17 protein-coding genes are annotated in these 22729 nt (G+C 48.6%); all 17 read left to right on the top strand.

Going from position 1 to position 22729, the window contains the following annotated elements; all coding sequences use genetic code 11:
* The first annotated feature begins 42 nt into the window (after window positions 1-42).
* The 17 genes from H6F72_RS19730 to H6F72_RS19650 all read left to right on the top strand — a co-directional run bounded on the left by H6F72_RS19730 (window position 43) and on the right by H6F72_RS19650 (window position 22702).
* Window positions 43-2241: a polysaccharide biosynthesis tyrosine autokinase gene (locus H6F72_RS19730; protein ID WP_190439559.1), complete on the top strand. Its 2199-nt coding sequence runs from the start codon at window positions 43-45 to the stop codon at window positions 2239-2241.
* A 107-nt stretch (window positions 2242-2348) separates the two neighbouring features.
* Window positions 2349-3263: a heterocyst development glycosyltransferase HepC gene (gene hepC / locus H6F72_RS19725; protein WP_190439556.1), complete on the top strand. Its 915-nt coding sequence runs from the start codon at window positions 2349-2351 to the stop codon at window positions 3261-3263.
* Between the two features lie 131 nt (window positions 3264-3394).
* Complete coding sequence (gene hepA, locus H6F72_RS19720; RefSeq protein ID WP_190439553.1) at window positions 3395-5248, top strand: heterocyst formation ABC transporter subunit HepA; 1854 nt, start codon at window positions 3395-3397, stop codon at window positions 5246-5248.
* Window positions 5249-5289: 41 nt separating this feature from the next.
* Entirely contained in the window at window positions 5290-6537 is a 1248-nt protein-coding gene (locus H6F72_RS19715; protein ID WP_190439550.1) for a glycosyltransferase family 4 protein, read from the top strand.
* A 70-nt stretch (window positions 6538-6607) separates the two neighbouring features.
* Window positions 6608-7591: a glycosyltransferase family A protein gene (locus H6F72_RS19710; protein ID WP_190439547.1), complete on the top strand. Its 984-nt coding sequence runs from the start codon at window positions 6608-6610 to the stop codon at window positions 7589-7591.
* A 50-nt stretch (window positions 7592-7641) separates the two neighbouring features.
* Window positions 7642-8883 carry a glycosyltransferase gene (locus tag H6F72_RS19705; protein ID WP_190439545.1) on the top strand — a complete coding sequence of 414 codons (1242 nt, stop codon included), beginning with the start codon at window positions 7642-7644 and terminating at the stop codon, window positions 8881-8883.
* A 19-nt stretch (window positions 8884-8902) separates the two neighbouring features.
* Window positions 8903-9871, top strand: coding sequence for a glycosyltransferase (locus tag H6F72_RS19700; RefSeq protein ID WP_190439541.1), 969 nt, complete (start codon window positions 8903-8905; stop codon window positions 9869-9871).
* 77 nt (window positions 9872-9948) lie between these two features.
* Entirely contained in the window at window positions 9949-10965 is a 1017-nt protein-coding gene (locus tag H6F72_RS19695; protein ID WP_190439537.1) for a glycosyltransferase family 2 protein, read from the top strand.
* Between the two features lie 108 nt (window positions 10966-11073).
* Window positions 11074-11910, top strand: a complete 837-nt coding sequence (locus H6F72_RS19690; protein ID WP_199299182.1) for a glycosyltransferase family 2 protein — start codon at window positions 11074-11076, stop codon at window positions 11908-11910.
* A 41-nt stretch (window positions 11911-11951) separates the two neighbouring features.
* Window positions 11952-13364, top strand: coding sequence for an O-antigen ligase domain-containing protein (locus tag H6F72_RS19685; protein WP_190439533.1), 1413 nt, complete (start codon window positions 11952-11954; stop codon window positions 13362-13364).
* A 74-nt stretch (window positions 13365-13438) separates the two neighbouring features.
* A complete protein-coding gene (locus H6F72_RS19680; protein WP_190439530.1) occupies window positions 13439-14599 on the top strand; it encodes an acyltransferase in 1161 nt (386 codons plus the stop codon).
* 77 nt (window positions 14600-14676) lie between these two features.
* Entirely contained in the window at window positions 14677-15834 is a 1158-nt protein-coding gene (locus H6F72_RS19675; RefSeq protein ID WP_190439527.1) for a glycosyltransferase, read from the top strand.
* Between the two features lie 42 nt (window positions 15835-15876).
* Complete coding sequence (locus H6F72_RS19670; protein WP_190439525.1) at window positions 15877-17193, top strand: hypothetical protein; 1317 nt, start codon at window positions 15877-15879, stop codon at window positions 17191-17193.
* Window positions 17194-17226: 33 nt separating this feature from the next.
* Window positions 17227-18393 carry a glycosyltransferase gene (locus H6F72_RS19665; protein WP_190439523.1) on the top strand — a complete coding sequence of 389 codons (1167 nt, stop codon included), beginning with the start codon at window positions 17227-17229 and terminating at the stop codon, window positions 18391-18393.
* 36 nt (window positions 18394-18429) lie between these two features.
* Window positions 18430-19524 carry a glycosyltransferase family 4 protein gene (locus tag H6F72_RS19660; protein WP_190439520.1) on the top strand — a complete coding sequence of 365 codons (1095 nt, stop codon included), beginning with the start codon at window positions 18430-18432 and terminating at the stop codon, window positions 19522-19524.
* Between the two features lie 195 nt (window positions 19525-19719).
* Window positions 19720-20889, top strand: a complete 1170-nt coding sequence (locus H6F72_RS19655; RefSeq protein WP_190439516.1) for a glycosyltransferase family 2 protein — start codon at window positions 19720-19722, stop codon at window positions 20887-20889.
* 22 nt (window positions 20890-20911) lie between these two features.
* Window positions 20912-22702, top strand: coding sequence for an ABC transporter ATP-binding protein (locus H6F72_RS19650; protein WP_190439514.1), 1791 nt, complete (start codon window positions 20912-20914; stop codon window positions 22700-22702).
* Window positions 22703-22729: the final 27 nt, after the last annotated feature.

Here is a 22729-nt window from a genome sequence, read left to right as displayed (position 1 = left end):
ATTGCGGATGATTTGATTGTTGAACTGTTTCCGAGGTGAGGGATGGTAGACCTAACTGAAAGCAAGCTCATAGAAGCTGCTGATACAGATCCAGGATATGGACAACTGTTTGCAGTTTTAATGCGGCGACGCTTCTGGCTCTTGGGTGTATTTAGTGGCGTTGTATCGATCGCTGCGGTCCTCACATTTCTAGCTGAGCCTATTTACCAAAGCTCCATGCAATTGCTGGTGGAATCCAACTACCAAAGCAAAAAAGGAGAAAACGGCAGTACAGAAGTCCCCTTCGCGGACGCTACGGTTGAGGTGGACAATGCCACACAACTAACTCTAATGCGGAGTTCTCATCTCTTACAGCGGGCGGTTAAGATTCTGAAGCCGCAATATCCAGATGTTACGGTGGCGGAGATTCAAAAATCGTTGGTCTTGACTCAGCTGATGGAGGACAAAGTCAAGACCAAGGTGTTTCAGGCGGTCTATACCGATTCTGATCCAGAGAAAACCAAAAAAGTTTTGCAAGCCATTCAAAAGGTTTACCAAGACTACAACCGGGAGCAGCAACAGCAACGCTTATCCAAAGGTTTGTCTTTTATTACTGACCAAGTGCCGAAGGTCCAACGGCAGGTCAATCAAGCGGAAGATGCGCTGGAGAAGTTCCGCGATCGCCAAAACCTAATTGATCCCGAAGCCCAATCGAAAGCTTTGTTTGATGCGCTGAATAGTGTGCGGCAAGAACAACGCACCAATCAGGCGCAGCTCAAGGATATGCAGGCTCGTTATGTGGCTTTGCAACAGCAAGTCAAGCGATCGCCCCAAGAAGCCTTGGTTGCCTCTCGCTTGAGCCAATCGTCACGCTACCAAACCTTACTGAACGAGCTGCAAAAAAGTGAATTAACCCTAGAGCAGCAACGGCTCCGCTTTAAGGATTTTGACCCGCACATTAAGTCTTTGCTAGAGCAGCGGCAACGACAACTTGGGTTATTGCGGGCCGAGGTCAGCCGTGTTTTAGGAACCGTTCCCGCGCAATTTAACGCCTCAGGGAACGACTTACTCAAAGCAGGCCAACTAGGCGCAACAGACTTAACGCTGATTACTCAATTGGTTGAGGCTCAGGTCAATACCAGAGCTTTACAGGCTCGGGGTCAGAGCTTGAGCCAAACTGAACAGCAATTAACGGCAGAACTCAAGCGCTTTCCCCGCTTGCTAGCGGAATATGGGCGGCTACAACCGAATGTGGAAGTCGGTCGAGAAACACTGCAACAGTTGCTGAAAGCGAAGCAAGAACTAGCGCTAGAAATTGCGCGGGGTGGCTTTGACTGGCAAGTGGTAGAAGCGGCTCAACTAGGAACCCAAATTGGCCCGAGCCTGAAGCAAAACTTACTTCTAGGAGCGGTAGCAGGCTTAATTCTGGGCAGTGTCGCCGCCTTTGTCCGGGAGGGCATTGATGATGCGGTTCACAGCTCCGATGAACTGGAGAAACAAGTGGCAGTACCTTTACTGGGCTTGATCCCGGCGGTGCCTCGGTCTGGCTTTAGCGAGCCGATGCTCAACTTATCCTTCCGCAAAACTCCCGCTTTGGCTCCTGCCACGCTTCAAGTCGTAGATTGGCCTCCCTTCCGGGAATCGCTGGACCTGATTTACAAAAACATTCAGCTACTCAACTCCACCTTCCCTTTTAGCTCCTTGGTAGTTACCTCCGCTTTATCGGGTGAAGGTAAATCGACTCTGGCTTTAGGGTTGGCGATGAGTGCGGCTCGCTTGCACCAGCGGGTGCTGCTAATTGATGCGGATCTCCGCCGTCCCAGTTTGCACAAGCAACTAAACCTGCCCAATGAGCAAGGACTGTCTACCTTGCTGGCCAGCGATCGCCCCATTACGGAGGAGCACAGTTATATTCAGCCAGCGATCGCCTATAGCAACATTTCCATCTTGACGGCTGGCCCTACGCCCGCTGATCCCGCCAAGCTCCTGAGTTCGCGCCGCATGGCAGAGCTAATCTCTACTTTTGAGGAATCCTACGACCTCGTGTTACTGGATGCTCCGCCAGTTTTGGGCATTGTCGATGCCATTCTCACAGCGTCCTTCTGTAGTGGAGTGTTGATGGTGGGACGGATGGGACAAGTGACCCGTAGCGAGCTAACTCAAGCCACCAACATGCTGAGCAAACTCAACATGGTTGGCGTAATTGCCAATGGCGCTGAAATGCCAGCGAATAACTATCTACCCTACGCCCGGTCTGCCTAGTATTCTGCGTGTTGCCGTGGATTGAATCTTTGAATCTATCAACTTCAGATGTCGAAATTGGTTACCGATTGAATTTCATCCGAGTCACCTTATCCCTCTGAATCGCTATGAATCTACTTTCAATCCCTACAAATTCTGTCAAGGCTCTCCCCAAGAGCGATCGCTCTTTTAAGTACGAACTGAAATGGCGGCAAAAACATCTGGTAGTCCGCCGCGCTCCCAACAGCGCTAGCAACCATCTACCCTCCCTAGAAAGCCAGCGTTGGCTAATCGCCTGCCTCAAGCGATCGCCCATTCGCCTGATCAGTCTTGCTCCGGATGTGGGAGAGGAGAAACTCCGGTTCTGGGCGGATGCCTGTGAGCAAGCAGGTAAGTCTTTGTTCCTCACTATTCCCAACACCTCAGAATTACCGAAGAAGCAATCTGGCAGGAGTTGGCGGATTAAGCGTCTGCTGGACCGAGTTGCCGCCGCGATCGCCATTCTCCTCCTCAGTCCTGTGTTTCTTGCGATCGCCTTACTGGTACGTTTGCAATCTCCTGGCCCAATTCTCTTCTGCCAGTGGCGAGTGGGCGAACGAGGTCGTTTGTTCCGGATCTATAAGTTCCGCACCATGAGCGCGAATGCCGAGCAACTGCACCACCAAGTGATGGGCCATCAGCCAGGCTTGCACAAACATGAAAACGATCCCCGCGTCACTCCTAATGGTCGTTGGTTACGCAAGTACAGTCTGGATGAGCTACCCCAACTATTCAATGTGCTGCGCGGAGAGATGAGTTTTGTTGGTCCTCGTCCTTGGGCGCTGTATGACGCAGTCCGGATCAGCCCCGAAGTCAGGCAGCGACTGAATGCGCTCCCCGGAATTACCGGACCGTGGCAGGTGATGGCTCGTTCCAATATGCGAGACATTGATACAGTCAATCGCTCTGATTTGAAATATCTCCGTCACTGGTCACTTTGGCAGGACTTAAAAATTCTCCTGCTCACAGTGCCTAAGGTTCTAACTGGTTTCGGTGCCTACTAAGGTCGTTGGATGATATGCCATCCCCCCATTATCCCGTCTTCAACTCCCCTCTCCTGTAGGAGAGGGGTTGGAGGAGAGGTTATCAAGGACCTTTCCTGAAGCGTGACAACTCTTACCCCACTAGAAACATAATGCAGTTCAAGCTTCCAGCGTTTCTCCGTCAGTTGCTAAAAGCGACAAGTTTTTGGAAAGATAACGACCTGATTCTACGCGAGTTTCAGTATTTTCCAAAAATCGCAATATTGGCTGTGGTTTTCTCGCTTCTAGCGGCAGCATTTGAGGGATTCGGATTAGGGTTCTTGTTGGCGTTCTTACAAAACTTGGTCAACCCTAGTGCTGAACCTTTTCAAACCGGAATTCGTTGGTTTGATCTTTGGATTTTAGGTATAAACACATCAGAGACCAGCCGTTTGTTTCGGGTCTCTGGCTTAATTTTGTTATCAACTTGGTTGCGAGCAGGATTTAACTACCTGACTTATGTGTATACCGAAAAAGCCCAAATGCACTTGGTGAATCGCTTACACAAGCGAATTTTTGAGCAGTGGCAATCCTTGAGCCTGAGTTACTTTAGTAAATCCCAATCGGGTGAACTGCTGAATAGCATCACTAGTGAAATTGGGCGGTTGAGGCAAGTTTTTAATTTAAGCGCTTTCATTATGACTAAAGGCTTAACCCTTTTAGTCTACGTGGCGATTATATTTAGCATCTCCTGGCAGCTATCGATTAGTTCGGTGATGCTATTTGTCCTACTAGGGGTAGGGTTATCCACGCTCAATAAGCAAGTGCGAGAAGCAAGTTTTCCGGTGTCGCAAGCCAACGGTCGGTTTGCTTCGATCGCGATGGAATTTATTAATGGAATTCGTACCGTCCAATCTTTTGCGACACAGGATTTTGAGCGCAGGCGGTTCTATAAAGCCAGTGATGACATTGTGGAGGCAGGAACCAACGCAGTCATGGGCTGGGCGATCGTGCGTCCTCTAGCAGAAGGATTAGCGACCACTATTTTGATCGGCATGATCATTGTGGCACTGACTGTATTTGTCGCCAATGGCACGATGCAAACCGCTTCGTTGCTCACATTTCTATTCATCTTGTTTCGGCTAGTACCCGCAGTTCACGAAATCAATGGCAACCGCGCATTAATTAGTAGCTTTCGCGGCTCAGTAGACAATATTAAAGAGCTTCTGCGCACTGATAATAAACCATATTTACCCAATGGAGTTCGAGAGTTTACTGGAGTCAAAAAAGCGATCGAATTGGTCTCCGTTGACTTTGGTTATGACCCAATTCATTTGGTGCTGCAAAATGTTACTCTCACGATTAATCGCGGCCAAATGACCGCTTTAGTGGGGGCATCAGGCGCCGGAAAAACCACATTGGTTGATTTGATTCCCCGCTTCTACGACCCGACTCAAGGCAAAGTTTTGATGGACGGCGTAGATCTGCGCGAGTTTGACACCAACTCGGTCCGTCGCCGCATGGCAGTGGTTAGCCAAGATACGTTTATCTTTAATACTTCTGTCCGTAACAACATTGCTTATGGCTTAGACGGGGTGGATGAAGCTGCAATTTGGGAAGCCGCTAAATTTGCCAATGCTCTAGAGTTCATTCAGGAAATGCCAGAAGGATTTGATACCCAACTGGGCGATCGCGGGGTGCGGCTCTCTGGGGGTCAACGACAACGACTGGCGATCGCGCGGGCACTCCTCCGCAATCCAGAGATTTTGATTCTCGATGAAGCCACGAGTGCGCTGGACTCAGTTTCAGAGCGTTTAATTCAGGAGTCTTTAGAAAAACTGTCTACAGGTCGCACGGTGATTGCGATCGCGCACCGACTCTCCACGATTGTCCGAGCGGACAAGGTGGTGGTGTTAGAGCAAGGGCGAATTGTTGAGCAGGGCACCTATCAGGAATTGCTCGCTCAAGGTGGCAAGCTGTGGAAATATCACCAAATGCAGCATGAAGTTGGCTCAACCGCTGGATGAAGCATGCAAGGAGTCGCAACCGTTTAGCCAAGGAGATTGCTATGAAAATTTTGGTCTTAGAAAATGAACCTTCTTCTCGTCGAGGCGGACAGGAATGGTGTTTGCTCGAAGTTTGTACAGGTTTAGCGCAGCGGGGGCATGAAATTCATCTGATCTATCGAGAAGATGGAGATTTTTTGCCCAAGTACCAGCAATTTTGTAAGTCGATGACTAAGGTACGACGTTATGTAATTGATACGACCGGAAAACGTCACCTCATCCTCTCGTCGCTGTCCTGGCTCGGCTCCCTCTTGCCAGCACTCAAGATTAATCCTGATGTGGTTTATATTAATCAGACGAGAGAAGCCTTTTTTGGCGGCGCTGTGGCTCGGCTGAAGCATGTGCCACTGGTCTGTCACCTACATATCTTTCCCCACAAAACATTTCGGCCACAGATTAAGTGGGGGTTGCAACATGTCACCCGGTTTATGACGGTTTCGCAGGCCACGCTTCAAGGCTACTTGCGAGCTGGATTTGACCCCAAAACGCTGCAAGTGGTTTACAACGGCATTGACCTGAAACGGTTTTCGATGCAGGGCGATCGCCAGCAAACTCGGCAGCGGCTAGACGTACCTCCAGATGCTTTTGCCGTGCTCTATGCAGGTCGCATCGATCGCCCTAAAAACATTGAAATGCTGATCCGGGCCTTTGCTCAACTGGGATTGCCCCCTGAGCAAGCACGGTTGATGATTGTCGGCAGTCCTGTGGTTCACTCCTCACCCGAAGCGGCAACAGCGTATGTCCAGGAACTTAAAGACTTGTGCAGCCAACTGCGTATCAGCGACAGTGTGAATTGGTTAGGCCGCCGCACCGATCTCCCTGAAATATTCCGGGCTGCCGATGTTTCGGTATTGCCCAGTTTATTGCCAGATACCTTCGGGTTGGTCTTAGCCGAGTCGATGGCCTGTGGAACTCCAGCCCTCGGCCTCAAATATGGTGGCATTCCAGATGTTCTCTCGGATGAATTTGAAAAGTTTCAGATTGCTGTCGGAGATGTGGCGGGACTGAGCGATCGCCTGCGGTCTCTGAGAAATTGGCAAGAAACAGATCCGACTTTAGGCCAGCGGTGTCGCGCCTATGTCGAGAAGCGTTTTCCGGTGGAGCGGATGGTGGCTGAAGTAGAAACCGTGTTGCAGGAAGCAGTCGAGGCAGGTCCGGTGCGGTTAGGTCCCTCGCCCGAAAGCCTGCAAGCTTGGGAGCACGAAGTCGTGACCAATCCGACAGCGTTGGCTGGATTAGTGACTCGGTAGCAATCCCCAATCGTATGCAAGCGATCGCCAACTAGCTCCAGTCGCAAGGTCTAAATCTCAGAGGTACCCGATGAATTTAGTGGAAACTCACAGCAACCCAGATGTTTCGATCATTATTCCGCTCTATAACAAGGGCCAATATATTGCTAGAGCATTAAATTCTATCTTGGCTCAGACACATCAAAATTTTGAAATCATCGTGGTGGATGATGGCTCCACGGACAACGGGCCAGAAATTGTCCAGGGCTACACAGATCCTCGGCTGCAATTTATCCGTCAGGCAAATGCAGGACCAGGCGAGGCTCGTAACCGGGGAATTCGGGAAAGTCGAGCTTCCCTGATCGCTTTTTTGGATGCGGATGACGAGTGGCTGCCAACCTATTTGGCCGAGTCTGTGCAACAACTGCAAGCACATCCAGATTGTGCGATGAGTGCCTTTGGCCGCTTCTTGGGTAGCGATCGCACCAGTTGGGAGGCTGAGTGCCAACGGTTTGGAGTGACAGAAGGGGAGTGGCGGATGCCGATTAACCTGGATGGTCAGTCAACCAAGCAAATCATAGACTTCTTTCATCCAGGCGCGATTGTCTGTCGGCGACAAGTGTTAGAACGTTTTGGTGGCTTTTATACCAAGAATGGCTGCAACTATGGCGAGGATGTGTATCTGTGGGTGCAAATTGCCCTGAACTACAAAATCTATCGCAATCCCACGCCGCTCTTTTGGTGGCATACCGAAGCCTCTGAGATCTCGGCTTATAGTACGAGAAAGATTGTGCCGCCTTGGCCGATGCTGAGCGATCCTCAGCCTTTACGGATGGATTGTCCGCCTGAATATCACTCAGCTCTGGAGCATTATTTGACTTATTTAGCGGTCATTGCTGCCGAGCGTTGCATTCGGGCAGGCGATCGCGGCACCGCAGAACAGCTTTTGCAAAATTATCCAGTGGCACAGAATTTTTTGGGAGACTACCTCAAACTCCAGGTGCATCTCTGGTTGATGGACTCTCCTGGTTTACGGGATCGGCTGCGGCAGGTCAAGAGCTTGGTGCGATCGTAACCTCAAAAACTTTGCGGTGTAAGACGAGTCGCTAGGGATGAAATTGAGTCATGAAAATTGCTTTTGTCGTCGGGGAATTTCCCTCTATATCTCAAACTTTTATCCTGAGCCAAATTACAGGATTAATTGACCGAGGACATCAAGTCGATATTTATGCCAACGTCGGGCAAAAGCAGCCTAAAAACCATCCAGATGTCGAGAAGTACGATTTGCTGCGCCATACTCACTATTGGCCCCCTATCCCTGAGAATCAAATCTGGCGATGGGTCAAGGGGACTGGGTTGCTGTTGACGCATAGCTTCAAAGATCCAGTGCTGTTGGGGCGATCGCTCAATGTGTTGAAGTACGGCAAAGAAGCGGCCTCGTTCCGATTGCTCTACCCCACTCTGCCCTTACTCAAAGAGCGGCCTGCCTATGACATTATTCATTGCCACTTTGGTTGGAGTGGGTTGCAAAGTGCCTTTCTCAAGGATATTGGTGCCCTCAGAGGAAAGCTAATCACTACCTTCCATGGCTTCGATATTACGACCAGTTTGAAGCTGTTTGGCGATCGCCTCTACGATCCTCTATTTCGCATGGGCAACCTGTTTCTGCCCATCAGTCAGCGGTGGCAGCAACGCTTGATTGAATTGGGTTGTGATGAGCAAAAAATTATGGTTCACCGGATGGGGATTGACTGCCAAAAGTTTACCTTTGCACCGCGCCAACCCGATGCCGATGGCAGCATTCGCTTAGTCACGATCGCCCGCTTAGTGGAGAAAAAAGGAATTGAGTACGGCATTCGAGCTGTGGCTCAACTAGCCGAAACGTACCCAAGCCTGGAGTATCACGTAGTTGGGGATGGACCACTGCGAGACGCTTTATCTGACTTGATTCAAAACTTGGGTGTGCAGAAACATGTGAAGCTGCTGGGCTGGAAACAAGACCAAGAAGTATTGGAGATTTTGAACCAAGCTCACATTTTGCTAGCGCCGAGTGTCACCAGCCAGGACGGCGATCAAGAAGGAATTCCTGTGGCTTTGATGGAAGCAATGGCAATGGGATTACCTGTAATTAGCACATTCCACAGTGGCATTCCAGAGCTAATCGAACATGGCAGTTCTGGTTTTTTAGTGCCTGAGCGGGATGCTGATACTTTAGCTAGCAAGCTCAGCTACTTAATTGAGCAGCCGGAAATTTGGCCTCAAATGGGGCACGCAGGTCGTTCTTATGTAGAAACTCACTACAACATCAACCAGTTGAATGACCGATTGGTGGAAATTTACCAGCAACTGTTGCTTCAACCCTGTTAGTAAATTCAGAGGATGACCTATGCCCCAAGTTTCTGTCGTGATTCCCACCTACAACGCGATCGCCTACCTGCCCGATACGGTGGCTAGTGTCCTAGAGCAAACTTATCCAGACTTCGAACTGTTAATCGTAGATGATGGCAGTTCCGATCGCACCGTGGAATGGGTATCTGCATTAACCGATCCTCGCATCAGGCTGATTACCCAGGAAAATCAAGGGTCAGCGGGAGCGCGAAATAGAGGCATTGCGGAAGCTCAGGGAGAGTACATCGCCTTTCTGGATGCCGATGACTTGTGGGCACCCACCAAGCTAGAAAAACAGGTGCGGTGTTTGGAGGCAGATCCAGCCGTTGGCTTGGTCAATACTTGGGTTGTAAATATGGATGCGGCAGGCAACCTAACCGACCAAGTTCTGATGTCGGATGCTGAGGGAGAGATTTGGCAAGCGATCGCGGAAGAAAATCAGATCTTTTGTGGCAGCTCTCCGATGGTGCGGCGTAGCTGCTTTGAAACGGTGGGAGTTTTTGACCAAACGCTGCGATCGGCGGAAGACTGGGATATGTGGATTCGCATTGCCGCTCGCTATCACTTTGCTGTGGTAAAGGAGCCGTTGGTGTTTTATCGCCAGCATGCCAACAGTAAATCCAATAACTTGCAGCGGCATCTCAAACACCGTTTGAAGGTAATCGACAAAACCTTTGCCTCTGCCTCCTCAGAAGTCCAGTATTTGAAAAATCGAGCCTATGGGCGGGCTCATCTGTCGGTCGCTTGGAAGCCTCTGTTGGCGAAGGATTATGACACTGCTTTAAGCTTGCGGCGACAGGCTTTGACCTACTATCCTCAACTTCGTTCCACCAAAAGCTATCTGCGCTTGGGTCTGATTATTACCGCCATGCGTTGGTTAGGTCCGCAAGGCTACCAAAAGCTGAGAAACCTGTTGCATACTCTCCGCAAGCAGAAGCCCTGGCTGAAACAAGAAGTGCCTGGTTAATTTCCTGGTTAATTTAGTGAGCCTAAGCTTTGACAGCAATAAATGATGGAACTTTGTGAGGATTGGGGAAACAGATTATGACCGCAGAGACCAAGCATCAGGGGCCTCTCGTCAGTGTGATTATTCCGACCTACAATCGCCCCGATTACTTAAAGCAGGCGATCGCGAGTGTCGTTCAGCAAACTTACACCAATCTTGAAATCATCGTTTCAGATGACTGTAGCCCGGAGCATCCCCAACCAATTATTGATGCTTTTCAAGATGCGCGGATTCGCTTGCGCCGCAATCCGACTAACTTAGGCATTGGCTTGAATGCAACCTACGCCTTCAAAGAGGCTCAAGGTAAATATGTAGCAAGCCTGAATGATGATGATCTTTGGTGTCCAGATTTCCTAGAGAAATTGGTACCACCGTTGGAAGCTGACCCAGATTTAGCTCTAGCATTCTGTGACTACTTCATCATCAACTCGGAGGGCACGATCGACGCTCCAGCCACAGAGAAACAATCTTGCCGGGAAAAGCGGCATCAATTGCAGGCGGGTATTTATCGGCCCTTTTGGGAACTGGGTTTAATCGATCGCTCGGTATTTGCAGCTTCTGCGGCCTTAATTCGCTGTGAGGCTGTGGCTTGGGAGCGTTTACAGGAAGCAGGCGTATTTTGGGACTACTACATTAGCTATCTGGCTTGTCGTTCTGGTCAGGGAGCTTACTACTGCCCAGAGCGCTTAGCTTGCTACCGCATTCACGCTCAGTCGGAAAACATGACTAGTGGGAATCGCAACGCTCAAGCCAAAATTCGTAAAGGTAAGGCAGGAATTGCTTGCTATGAAAGCTTTATGGCTGATGCGCCTAATCCAAAGCTACGGAAATACTTTGAGCGGGAATGGGCCTACGCTAATACGACTTTGGGGATTGGATTGTTGCGGGCAAATCAAGCGATCGCGGCTCGGCCCTATCTCTTGCGATCGCTTCAATACCAAAAATTGAATCTTCGGACGATGGTGGCTTTAGCTTTAAGCTTTATTCCTCAGTCGTTAGCAAGTCCTTTTTTGCAAATGCGAAATGTCTTTGCCGAGCATTCCAATCATTTGTAGGTTAACTATCTGTTCTGTTCCTGAAGATGGTTGCTTTAAAGTCCTGAAAACTTGAAAATCTATTGAATTTTGAATTATTAGATAATAGACCTTTAGAGGAAAAGAGAAATGATTCAAGCCACCCTAATTCGCTCAATCTCAACAGTTATCATTGCCCAAAATGAGGAAGAATGTATTGCTAATGCCATTCAATCTTGCTTACCTTTTGCGGATGAGATTGTTGTGGTTGATGGTGGCAGTCAAGATGCTACAGTGCAAATTTCTGAGAGCCTGGGCTGTAAGGTTTATACCAATCCTTGGCCAGGATACTCGAAGCAACGCAATTTTGGAGCAGACCAAGCAAAGCATGATTGGATCTTTTTTCTCGATGCTGATGAGGTGGTAGATACAGAGTTAGCGATCGCAATTTCAGCTTGGAAAACGGGTTTGGAGCCAACTACTAAAGCTCTCTCTGTGAAACGGGTTGGAGACTTTTTTGGTAAATGGTTAGATAGCCGAGCCGAAGCCCATGTGCGCTTGTATGACAAAACTCAATGTCGAATTAAAGATGTGCTCGTTCATGAAGGGCCTGATGTCAAAGACGACCCTGTGACGTTGTTGCCAGGAACTTTATGGCATCAAGGATTTCGAGATATGAGTGATCTAGTAATTCGATTTAATAAATATACTGATTTGGATGCTAACCAAGCTCATTTATTAGGCAAGAAATTTAGTTTAATTAGATTGCTATTAAAGCCACCTGCAAAGTTTTTGCAACAATATCTTTGGTATGGCATGTATCGCCAAGGTTTGGCAGGTTTTACATTAGCTAGTTTGTGGAGTTATTACATTTTTCTTAAGGAAATCAAGCTCTATGAAATTGATTGGCGAGCTAAAGGGAATACTCAGCCAGAACCAAAAGAATTTGGTTTGTCTGTGACACCCACTCATCAAGTTCAAGCTTAAGTTTTTCGTACCTTTTTAGTCATTAATTACTTCACAAGCTCATGCAAATTCGCTCCTCCAGAGCAGCCACAAAAAGCTTTAACTTTGGGTTGAAACCAGCCCCTGCTTGGATGGCAATCCTGGGTTTTACCTTGTTTTCAGCCTTATGTCTGGTGGTGAAAGCAGGGCTACTCAGAATTGCGTTTCCTGGGGGCGCTTTTCTGGTGGGATTGTTTCTCTATGGGCGTTATCCCTTGCTCTATCTAGGCTTTACCTGGTGGATTGCGTTTTTGTCGCCTTGGGTGCGACGCATGGTGGATTACAGCAGTGGTTGGGTGGACCCAAGTACTATCTTGCTGGCTCCTTTTTTGGTCATGTTAGTGACCCTAGCAACTTTGGTGCGATCGCTGCCTAGAGCCACACGCCAGGGAGGTTTGCCCTTTATTTTGGCTTTTGTGGGAGTCATCTACGGCTTTTTGGTGGGGCTGATCAAATATCCGCCAACGGCTGTAGTAGTCCCCATGCTGAACTGGTTCACCCCGATCCTGTTTGGGTTTCATCTATTTGTCAATTGGCGGAGTTATCCGAGTTACCGCCAAAGCTTAGAACGCATATTTCTTTGGGGCGTTTTAGTTTCAGGGGCTTACGGCGTGTATCAATATTTGGTGGCACCGCAATGGGACCGATTTTGGCTAGTCAATTCTAAAGCCATTGCCTTTGGTACCCCAGAACCCTTGGGCATTCGGGTCTTTAGCATCATGAACTCCCCTGGACCCTTCGCCACAGTCATGCTAGCAGGCTTAATGTTGCTGCTAAGCGGCAAAGGCAAGCTGCGATTTTTTGCCTCTGGGGTGGGCTATTTGTCGTTTCTCTTGTCTCTGGTCCGCTCGGCTTGGCTTGGTTGGGGAGTCGCGATGTTGACCTTTTTGCCATCCCTGAAACCAAAGCTACAGATGCGTCTGGTGGTGACGATTGTAGTGATGGCGCTTTGCATTATTCCGCTCGCCAACCTTGATCCGTTTGCCGACACGATTGGAGCCCGCTTGCAGTCTCTCACAAATACCAAAGGAGATGTCAGCTATAGCCAGCGTAGCGAGGGGTATGCCGCGACCTTGAGTTTAGCGCTCTCCCAATTTCTCGGCCAAGGCTTGGGATTTGTGCTGGAAGGCACCAGTTTGGGTAGTAATGACAGCGGCATTTTGAGTATGTTTTTCTCGCTCGGTTGGTTCGGCACCATTCCTTATTTAGGTGGCATTATTTTGCTGCTGTTTAGCTTATTTCAGTCTGTCGATATTCGGGCCGATACCTTTGCTAGTGCCGCTCGTGCGATCAGTTTGGGCGTATTTGCTCAAATTGGCCTAGGCAGCGTCACATTGGCCCTTTCAGGAGTTGTGTTCTGGGGTTTTGCGGGTATGGCCCTGGCTGCTAGCCAATACCATCGCTACCAACGGTTAACAGCTTTGCAGTCAGGATGAAAATTTTAGAAAAAGCGATCGCGACTCTCTCGTTCTTGATCGCGCTGGATTTCACTTAGTTTCAGGAGAAATGAATGAAAGATACTTCAAATTATCCTGCGACTGCACTCAGTCCAGTACAGTTAGGCACTTCAGCTAAGGGAGTAATCTCAGGTTCATCTACCAAGAAAAAGCTAGAACTAATTCAGGCTTGTCGAGGTATTGCAGCGTTGTTAGTGGTGTTGTTTCACGTCACCGAATTTAGCCAGGAAAAGTTAAATCAAAACTTCCTGTCAGGGCTATTTGCTTTTGGGGGTTCAGGCGTTGATTTCTTTTTTGTGTTGAGTGGATTTATTATCTTCTTCGCTCACCAAGCTGATATTGGGCAGAAACAAAAACTTAACGCTTTCATGGTTAAACGGGTTATTCGTGTGTACCCCCTCTATTGGATCATCACCCTGACTTTATTGCCAATTTACTTTTTAATTCCCTCATTTGGCAAAGGCTACGAGCGGGATTTAGGTGTAATTTTAAAGTCACTTTTGTTAGTGCCTCAAGAAAACTTTCCGGTTTTAATCGTTGGCTGGACCCTAAGCCACGAAATTTTCTTCTACTTTATCTTTGGTTTAGCAATTTGGCTCACACCTAAAGTTTCTCGATTTGTGCTTTGTAGTTGGCTAGGCGGAACTCTGACCTTTTTCTGGTTGAGTGTCAGCGATCGCGCCTCCGCTGTACAGCCACCCCTGCTCTTGAACTTTATTTTTAATCCGCACAATCTAGAGTTTGCTTTTGGTTGTTTGGCGGCTTATTGGGTAGTAGGGAAAAGAATAAAACCAGGAGTAATCTACTTGATTGCAGGAGTAGTATTATTTATCACTTCGGGGTTAGGTGATAACTACACAAACGTAGAAATTCTTGATGTGATTGCTTATGGGTTACCCTCGATGTTAGTTGTATTAGGGGCAGCCTCGATTGATTTGAATCAAGGCTGGAAAACTCCTACTTGGCTGAACGGATTAGGAGATGCTTCCTACTCGATTTATTTAGTGCATTATCCCTGTTTGGCTGCCTGTTTCAAGGTGGCGATCGCGCTAAATCTTGTCAGTTTATTTGGGAATTTCCTCACCATGAGCCTGTTGACTGTGATCGCAGTCATTGTTGGTTGGTTGACCTACTTGTATCTTGAAAAACCGTTAATTACCTGGCTACGACGTAAATTAGTTCCGAAGCAATCTGCTTGGGTTAATGCTCAATAACTTCAGTTGAATTCAGTGTTGATAAAAAACCAGCTTATTTAGTTCTGAATTGATTCTGGCGTTTCTAAGGATTTCTTATGAAGATTCTCTTCTTAGATCAAAGCGGCAAGCCAGGAGGGGCAGAATTATGTCTGCTGGATATTGCGAAACCCTATCGCGATCGCTGTTTAGTCGCTTTATTGGCAGATGGCCCCTTCCGGGATCTCCTAGAGCAACATCAGATTCCGGTACAGGTGCTTAGCTCTGAAGGCATCCAAGTGCGAAAAGATAGCGGTTGGCGGCAAGGCTTTGGTAGCTTGGCTCAACTCCTGCCCCTAATTACCCAAGTGGTGCAGTTGAGCCGCAACTACGACTTGATCTATGCCAACACCCAGAAAGCTCTTGTTGTGGGAGCTTTGGCTGCTTGGCTCGGTCGTCGGCCTTTGGTTTATCACTTGCATGATATTCTCTCACCCGACCACTTCAGCTCCATGAATCGGCGGCTTGCTGTCACTTTGGCAAATCGGTTTTCCTCCTTAGTGATTGCCAACTCAGAGGCGAGCCAAACCGCTTTTATTGCGGCGGGTGGTCGTGCTGAGTTAACCCAAGTCATTTATAACGGCTTCGAACCCCAAATCTATCAATCTTCCAACGCTGAGGCTGCGCAATTGCGGCAGCAACTGGGTCTGGAGGGGCAGTTTGTAGTGGGTCATTTTAGTCGGCTTTCGCCTTGGAAGGGGCAGCATGTCTTGCTGGAGGCTTTGGCGCACTGCCCACAAGATGTCATGGCTTTATTTGTCGGTGACGCTTTATTTGGAGAGCAGCAATATGTCGAACAACTGCATCAACAAGTCAACACGCTCGGTTTACAAAAACGGGTGCGTTTTTTAGGGTTTCGTTCTGATGTCGTGACCCTGATGAAATCTTGTGACCTGATTGCTCACACGTCCACAGCTCCAGAACCGTTTGGGCGGGTAATTGTAGAAGCCATGCTCTGCGGCAAACCAGTGGTTGCTGCTAAATCGGGCGGTGCGATCGAATTAATTACGCCTGAGGTTGATGGTTGGCTAGCGACTCCTGGAAATCCTCAACAACTGGCAGCTGTGATTAATCTCTGTCGGAATCAACCAGAACGCTCCAGCGCGATCGCCCATCACGCTCAAATTCAAGCTAGTCAACGCTTTGACCTAGACATCATCAACCAAAAAATTGCTCAACTTCTAGGGCAAACCCTCGCACGAGTCCCGCAGGTTTAATTACACCTAGACTTTTCCTCGTTATTCGCAAGTTGCCAGCTTATGAAGTTTTCCCTTGCTTATTCCATGAAACGCTACCGTTATCCCTTACTAGCCTTACTCAGTGCTCTACTAATTGCCTGTACCGCTTCCTGGTCTCCCTCGCAGGCCCAATTACAACCAGAGCAGGCTCGCAGTGCTGACTCATTCGTGAACTCGATTGGCGTGGCAACTCATCTACGCTATGTTGACACTGCCTATGGCAACTACGACACGATTATCAGACCCAAATTGCAAGAGTTGGGAGTGCGCCATATTCGTGACGGAGGTAAGAACTCAGAGTTTTATCGCCGACTCAACGATTTAGCTACCCTGGGAATCAAATCAACCTTAGTGATGGATTCTAGAGATGGCATTACGCCTGCCAATGTTGTTGCAGAGGCGATTCAACCTGTCTTGTCCTCGATTGAAGCAGTCGAAGGGCCAAATGAGTGGGATGTGAATCCTCAAGCAACTTATAAAAACCAAGCTTTTCCGGAAGGGCTGCGGGCTTACCAAGATGAACTGTATGCCGCAGTCAAGGCAGATCCAACGGCAGCCGCATTACCTGTGCTCATGCCTTCCTTGGCCATTCCCTACTATGCTCCTCGCTTGGGCTCCCTGGCTTCGGCGGATCTGGGCAATATGCATAGCTATGCGGGGGGCAACTTGCCCAGCCAGGACCTAGACACAAAGTGGGTGCCTTTGACTCAGGCAGTCACGGGGGTAGCTAAGCCAATTGTGGCGACAGAATGCGGTTGGCATAATGCCACCAGCGATCTCAAAGCGTCTCAGCCAGGGATTTCGGAACTTGCAGCAGCTAAATACGTCCCTAGACTCTATCTGGAGTATTTTAATCGGGGCATCCAGCGATCGTTCCTTTACGAACTCATCAACGAGCGCCAGGGCACTACCCAAGAACAGAACTTTGGTCTGCTCCGGAACAATGGCTCTGCTAAACCTGCCTTTGACTCCCTAAAGAACTTGATTGCTTTGCTAAAAGATCCGGGTTCTGAGTTTGCTCCGCAGGCTCTGAGCTACAGCCTGAGCGGCAGCAGTGCTCCCCTAAGTCCCGCTGTGCATCATACGCTGCTGCAAAAACGGGATGGTCGATTTTATTTAGCGCTATGGCAAGAGATTTCTAGTTTTGATTTGCAAACGAAACTGGATGTTTACGTTCCTCAGCAGACCGTGACTGTAACTCTGGGAACGCGAGTGCGTCAGGCAACCACCTACAAACCGTTAGCGTCTGTCGCTCCTGTACAGCGATACGCCAATCCCAAGCAATTAAACTTGACTATCTCTGATCAGCCGCTCGTGATTGAGCTAGTTCCAGCGTAAGTGAACCGATAACCCAAGCAACTGGAGGATTCTATGCCTGTAACCTTGCGATCGCAGCAACCATCTGTGAGCTTATTTATCCCTAACTTAGCGGGGGGCGGAGCAGAGCGAGCGATGTTGCATTTGGCTCAAGGCTTTGCGGCAAGAGGCTTAAAAACTGATTTAGTGCTGGCTCAAGGAGAAGGTGCTTATCTCGATAAGGTGCCTGCCAATGTCCGTCTGATTAACCTCAAAGCCAAGTCCCCTGTCATCGTTTCTAAAACTTGGGCGCTCAGACGCTACTTGCAGCAAGAAAAACCCGATTTCTTGCTCTCAGCTTTAGATATCGCTAGTTCCGCAACCTTGGCCCAGCGCTTAGCAGGGGTGCCAACTCGGATTGTGATGTGTGTGCAAACCAATCTCTCGCAGCAGTTTCAAGATAGGCATGGAGGGAGTGGCAACGTTCGGCCTTTTCTGGTGCGGCAGTTTTATCCTTGGGCTGATGCGATCGTGGCTGCTTCTCAAGGAACAGCGAGAGATGTGGCGCAGATGGCAGGCTTGTCTGAGGATAAGGTGCAAGTCATCTACAATCCAGTCGTGATGCCAAATTTGGTCGAGAAAATTAAAGCACCGATTGATCATCCCTGGTTTGCGGCTGGAGAACCTCCGGTAGTTTTGGGGGTGGGGCGGTTAGTCAAGCAGAAAGATTTTCTCACCTTAGTCCGCGCTTTTGATTTGGTGCGACAACGCCATCCCGCCCGATTGATGATTTTGGGAGAAGCCGATCCACGCGAGCCTCTAGTGAAGCCAGAGTTGGAAGCTTTGATTCAAGAGTTGGGCTTGCAAGATAATGTATCGTTGCCTGGCTTTGTCGAAAACCCTTATGCCTACATGGCACAGTCAGCCGTGTTTGTGCTCTCCTCGATTTATGAAGGATTTGGCAATGTGGTGGCAGAAGCCTTGGCCGCAGGTACTTCTGTCGTTTCGACAGATTGCGAAAGTGGCCCCGCAGAGATCTTGAGCAATGGCAAATATGGTCGCTTGGCTCCTGTCGGTGATTTCAAAGCTTTGGCAGATGGAATTATTGCTGCGCTAGAGCAACCAACCGATGCTGAAGTGTTACAGCAGCGGGCCAATGCTTTTGCTATGGACAATATCGTGGGGCAATATCTGGATGTGCTGGAGAACCTCAGCCGCCAAGATGCTCTTCAAGCTAGCTAATCTACAAGACAGCTAAGTCGTTGAGCAGAGAACGTGATGCGAATTCTCCATATCCTGAATGATGTCCGAGAACTCGGAAACGGCATTATCAATGTGGCGATCGATCTGGCCTGTTTGCAAGCCAAAGCGGGGCTTGAGGTAGCCGTAGCCTCTGATGGTGGCGAGTACGAAACCCTTTTAGCAGACTACGGTGTCACACATTTCCCCTTGAATCAGCAGCGGCAATTGGGGAATCTCCTCCGAGCTACCAAGGAATACCGAGCGATCGCCCAAACGTTCCAACCGGATATCGTGCATGCCCACATGATGACTGGAGTGGTTTTGGCGCGCTGCTTACGCAGATTTGGCAACTATAAGCTAGTTTCTACCGTTCATAATGAGTTTCAGCGCAGCGCCACTTTAATGGGCGTGGCCGATCGCGTGATTGCGGTGAGTCAAGCGGTGGCTGATTCGATGGAGCGACGGGGCATTCCGCAGAGGAAGCTGCGAGTGATTCGCAATGGCACTTTGGGTAGTCCTCGCCAGCGTTCTTCTTCTCTCCCTACGATCTCTCTCCAGCATCCTGCGATCGCTACCGTGGCAGGAATGTATCAGCGCAAAGGCATTACAGAATTGATTACAGCTTTTGCTCAAATTGCCGCAGATTTCCCGGAGGCACATCTGTATTTAATTGGCGAGGGGCCTGACCGCCAGATGTTTGAAGCCCAAGCTCAGGCTACGCCAGTATCAGAGCGCATCCATTTTCTAGGGTTTCAACCTCAGCCCCAAAGATATTTGCAATCTACAGATATTTTTGTGTTGGCTTCTCATCAAGAACCATTTGGTCTGGTGCTGTCGGAGGCGCGGGATGCGGGATGCGCCATCATCGCCAGCAATGTAGATGGTATCCCAGAAGCATTAGATCAGGGGGCCGCAGGTTTATTAGTTCACCCTAAAGATAGTGCAGCGATCGCGGCAGCTTTATTAGAATTGCTTCAGTGTTCTCAGCAGTTGCAAGCCTGGAAGGAACAGGCCCAACGCAACTTAGCTTGGCTGAGTGTGTCGCGTGTGCATCAAGAAACTTTAGCAGTCTACCAAGAGCTGATAGCAGAACGCGATCGCTCTAAAGCATTTACCAGTTTTGAATTGTAATATTTGCTGTTTCCTCCGTTGAATTCAGGCACTGGCTTGAAGGTGGGTCTCTATCTAGTCAAGTAGAACAACTCGTTAAACCAGACATCCTATGTAGCCCTGTCCCCGTCTTCTCTCCTTCAGGAGAGGGGTGCTGTAGGCGGGGTGAGGTTGGCATGGACAAATCTCACTCATCCAGTACTTCAGCCATAACCCATGAGTTTTCAGTCTCCGCTTGTTTCAGTGATTATCCCTGCATATAACACTGAATCCTATATTGGCCCAGCTTTGGAATCAGTTCTGTCACAAACGTATCAAAACATTGAAGTTTTGGTAGTAGACGATGGTTCGCAGGATCGAACTGCCGAAATTGTTGAATCTTTTGTGCAAAGAGATCCGCGCGTGCAGCTACTGAGGCAGAAGAATGCTGGAGTGGCAGCGGCTCGGAACCTAGCGATCGCCCATGCTCAGGGAGAATACATTGCTCCGATTGATGCCGATGATGTTTGGTATCCCCAAAAGCTAGAAAAACAAGTGCAATGTATGTTGCGATCGGGTCCAGAAGTCGGTCTAGTCTATACCTGGTCTGTGCATATCGATGAAGCGGGAGCCATTATTGGCAAATATAATCTAGAACGAGCTTATAAACCAGAGGGTTCTATTTATCCAATTTTGGTTTATTCCAATTTTTTGGATAATGCTAGTAACCCACTGATCCGTCGCACTTGCCTAGATCGAGTGGGAGGATTTAATCCAGAATTGCGGGCACAAAATGCTCAAGGCTGCGAAGATTGGGAGTTGTATTTACGCATCGCTGATGCTTATGAATTTCGCGTTGTGCCTGAGTTTTTAGTTGGGTATCGGCAGTTGCTCGGTAGTATGGCTAGCAATTGCCGAGCGATGGCTAAATCTTATCAGTTGGTCATAGCAGAAGTGCGGACTCGCCACGCTGAAATCCCACCTACTATCTATCGTTGGTCTAGGGGATGCTTCTATCACTATTTGATGGGTAAAAGCTATAAATCTGGAGCGCACTGGCACACATTAGAGTGGCTGGCTCTGACACTCAAGGATGATCTGAGCTTGCTACTGCGTCCTGGTTTGTATCCGATGATCCTGACCTGCTTACTCAAAATTGCCGCTAAACCAGTTACTTCCTTGATTTGGCCTGATCATCGCTCTTGGCTAAAATTTAGACAGCGCTTTAGATTGCCGCCGCGTCCGCTAACGATTGAAGAGATTAACAATCAGGAGACAAAGCCCCTGCCAATTCTGAAACCCTATGATTGGGTACTTTTATGGCGTTGGACAAAAGCAATGAAAATTTGTCAACAGCTTGTCTCTACTAAATCAAAAAAATTACAAGAATTGCTACTTTCGCATTAAACTTTTAGCAAAATAGGAATTTATGAAAGAGGCGAAAGTAATCAGAAAATTGTTTCCTTTATTGAAGCTGTATCCTTGGGCAATCCCAGTTATTGTAGTCTTGGGAATTTTAGCTTCTCTCTCTGAAGGGTTAGGAATTAGTTTATTTATTCCTTTATTGCAAAGTTTTGATGCTGGCACGGCTCAAACTGCTCAGAGTAATGTCTTGATTGCTTTTTTTGATCGAATTTTTGCTCAAATTCCGATTCAAAACCGTTTACCCATTACTGCTGGATTTATCTTTGGCAGCGTTTTGCTGAAAAATGCTTTGTTGTATGGCAACACTCTCCTATTTTCCTGGTTGAATTGGCGGATTAGCTATCAGTTGCGTTCGGGTATTTTTAGACAGCTATTAAGTGTTGGTTATAGCTTTTTAGAGCGTTATCCGTCGGGCAAGTTTCTCAGTACTTTAGATAATGAAACCTGGCGCACTAGTCAAGCGCTATCTGTGTTGGTGGGTCTCATTATTAGTAGCTGCACAGTCGTTGTGTTTACAATTTTGCTGCTGCTCATTTCCTGGAGACTGACGCTTTTGGTAGCAGCGGTCATGCTACTAATTTCCAGCATGATTCAATTTATGACTCGCCAAGTTAAGCAGTTGGGCAAACAGGCTGAGAAGGCAAACGCCGTCTTTGTGCAACGGGTGTGGGAAGGATTACTAGGGATGCGGGTGATTCGGGAGTTTGGCCGCGAATCCTATGAGCAGGCCCGCTTCGATCAAGCTTCTCGGCAAGTCTGTCACTCCTTTATGGAACTCGATCGCATTTCTGGAGCAGTTTATCCGCTCTCCGAAGTGCTGTCTACCGGATTGCTGGCTGGCATTTTAGTCATTGCCTTGCAGCAACAAGTGAATCTGCCTACCTTACTCACCTTTGTGTTTATGCTCTATCGACTGCAACCGCAGGTGCGGCATGTAGATGGAGCGCGAGTCAATTTGATGTCGCTGACTACGGCGATCGATGATGTCATGTCTCTGCTCGATCGCAGTGATAAGCCTTATATTCGCTCTGGCAAAACTCGGTTTACAGGATTGCGTCAGGCGATCGCATTTCGAGCTGTAGATTTTTGTTATGGCCCAGGTGAAAAGACAGCACTGCAAAACATCTCGATTTGTATCCCTAAAGGTAAAACAACGGCGATCGTGGGACCTTCTGGAGCAGGTAAATCTACTTTGATCAGTCTGATTTGTCGGTTTTATGACCCCACTAGTGGCGAAATTGAGATTGATGGTCAGCCTTTGCCACAGCTCAATCTGGCCGATTGGCGCGATCGCATTGCGGTTGTGAGCCAAAGCGTACATATCTTCAGCACTACGGTTTATGAAAATATTGCCTATGGTCGGCCTGAAGCGACAGAAGCAGAGGTGATCGCCGCTGCCAAACAGGCTAATGCTCATGAATTTATCAGCCAACTACCGCAGGGATATCAGACTCAGGTAGGCGATCAGGGAGTGCGGCTGTCAGGAGGTCAACGCCAACGCCTGGCTCTAGCTCGCGCCATTATTCGGAACCCCGAAATCTTGATTCTAGATGAAGCCACCAATGCCCTCGACAGTATCTCTGAGCATTTGATCCAGGAAGCCATCAATGCTCTGAGCCAGCGTTGCACCTTGATTGTGATTGCCCATCGTCTCTCGACAATTGAGCAAGCCGACCAGATTATTGTGATTGAGGAGGGACAAGTGACGGAGCAGGGAACGATGGCAGAACTGCTCAAGCGCGATCGCTTATTTGCCCAGTTATATCGCTTGCAATATCGCAATGCTCAGCTCTAGGAATGGTGCTATACCAATTCTCTAAAC

Origin of the sequence: Trichocoleus sp. FACHB-46 (assembly GCF_014695385.1) — a bacterium.
GTDB lineage: Bacteria > Cyanobacteriota > Cyanobacteriia > FACHB-46 > FACHB-46 > Trichocoleus.
Note: the sequence above shows the minus strand (reverse complement) of the source record. Positions and strands in the feature narration are given on the sequence as shown.

What these genes read in the sequence shown, in the direction of transcription:
- H6F72_RS19730 (WP_190439559.1), top strand. Translation starts at nt 43, where the DNA reads ATGGTAGACCTAACTGAAAGCAAGCTCATAGAAGCTGCTGATACAGAT.
- hepC (WP_190439556.1), top strand. Translation starts at nt 2,349, where the DNA reads ATGAATCTACTTTCAATCCCTACAAATTCTGTCAAGGCTCTCCCCAAG.
- hepA (WP_190439553.1), top strand. Translation starts at nt 3,395, where the DNA reads ATGCAGTTCAAGCTTCCAGCGTTTCTCCGTCAGTTGCTAAAAGCGACA.
- H6F72_RS19715 (WP_190439550.1), top strand. Translation starts at nt 5,290, where the DNA reads ATGAAAATTTTGGTCTTAGAAAATGAACCTTCTTCTCGTCGAGGCGGA.
- H6F72_RS19710 (WP_190439547.1), top strand. Translation starts at nt 6,608, where the DNA reads ATGAATTTAGTGGAAACTCACAGCAACCCAGATGTTTCGATCATTATT.
- H6F72_RS19705 (WP_190439545.1), top strand. Translation starts at nt 7,642, where the DNA reads ATGAAAATTGCTTTTGTCGTCGGGGAATTTCCCTCTATATCTCAAACT.
- H6F72_RS19700 (WP_190439541.1), top strand. Translation starts at nt 8,903, where the DNA reads ATGCCCCAAGTTTCTGTCGTGATTCCCACCTACAACGCGATCGCCTAC.
- H6F72_RS19695 (WP_190439537.1), top strand. Translation starts at nt 9,949, where the DNA reads ATGACCGCAGAGACCAAGCATCAGGGGCCTCTCGTCAGTGTGATTATT.
- H6F72_RS19690 (WP_199299182.1), top strand. Translation starts at nt 11,074, where the DNA reads ATGATTCAAGCCACCCTAATTCGCTCAATCTCAACAGTTATCATTGCC.
- H6F72_RS19685 (WP_190439533.1), top strand. Translation starts at nt 11,952, where the DNA reads ATGCAAATTCGCTCCTCCAGAGCAGCCACAAAAAGCTTTAACTTTGGG.
- H6F72_RS19680 (WP_190439530.1), top strand. Translation starts at nt 13,439, where the DNA reads ATGAAAGATACTTCAAATTATCCTGCGACTGCACTCAGTCCAGTACAG.
- H6F72_RS19675 (WP_190439527.1), top strand. Translation starts at nt 14,677, where the DNA reads ATGAAGATTCTCTTCTTAGATCAAAGCGGCAAGCCAGGAGGGGCAGAA.
- H6F72_RS19670 (WP_190439525.1), top strand. Translation starts at nt 15,877, where the DNA reads ATGAAGTTTTCCCTTGCTTATTCCATGAAACGCTACCGTTATCCCTTA.
- H6F72_RS19665 (WP_190439523.1), top strand. Translation starts at nt 17,227, where the DNA reads ATGCCTGTAACCTTGCGATCGCAGCAACCATCTGTGAGCTTATTTATC.
- H6F72_RS19660 (WP_190439520.1), top strand. Translation starts at nt 18,430, where the DNA reads ATGCGAATTCTCCATATCCTGAATGATGTCCGAGAACTCGGAAACGGC.
- H6F72_RS19655 (WP_190439516.1), top strand. Translation starts at nt 19,720, where the DNA reads ATGAGTTTTCAGTCTCCGCTTGTTTCAGTGATTATCCCTGCATATAAC.
- H6F72_RS19650 (WP_190439514.1), top strand. Translation starts at nt 20,912, where the DNA reads ATGAAAGAGGCGAAAGTAATCAGAAAATTGTTTCCTTTATTGAAGCTG.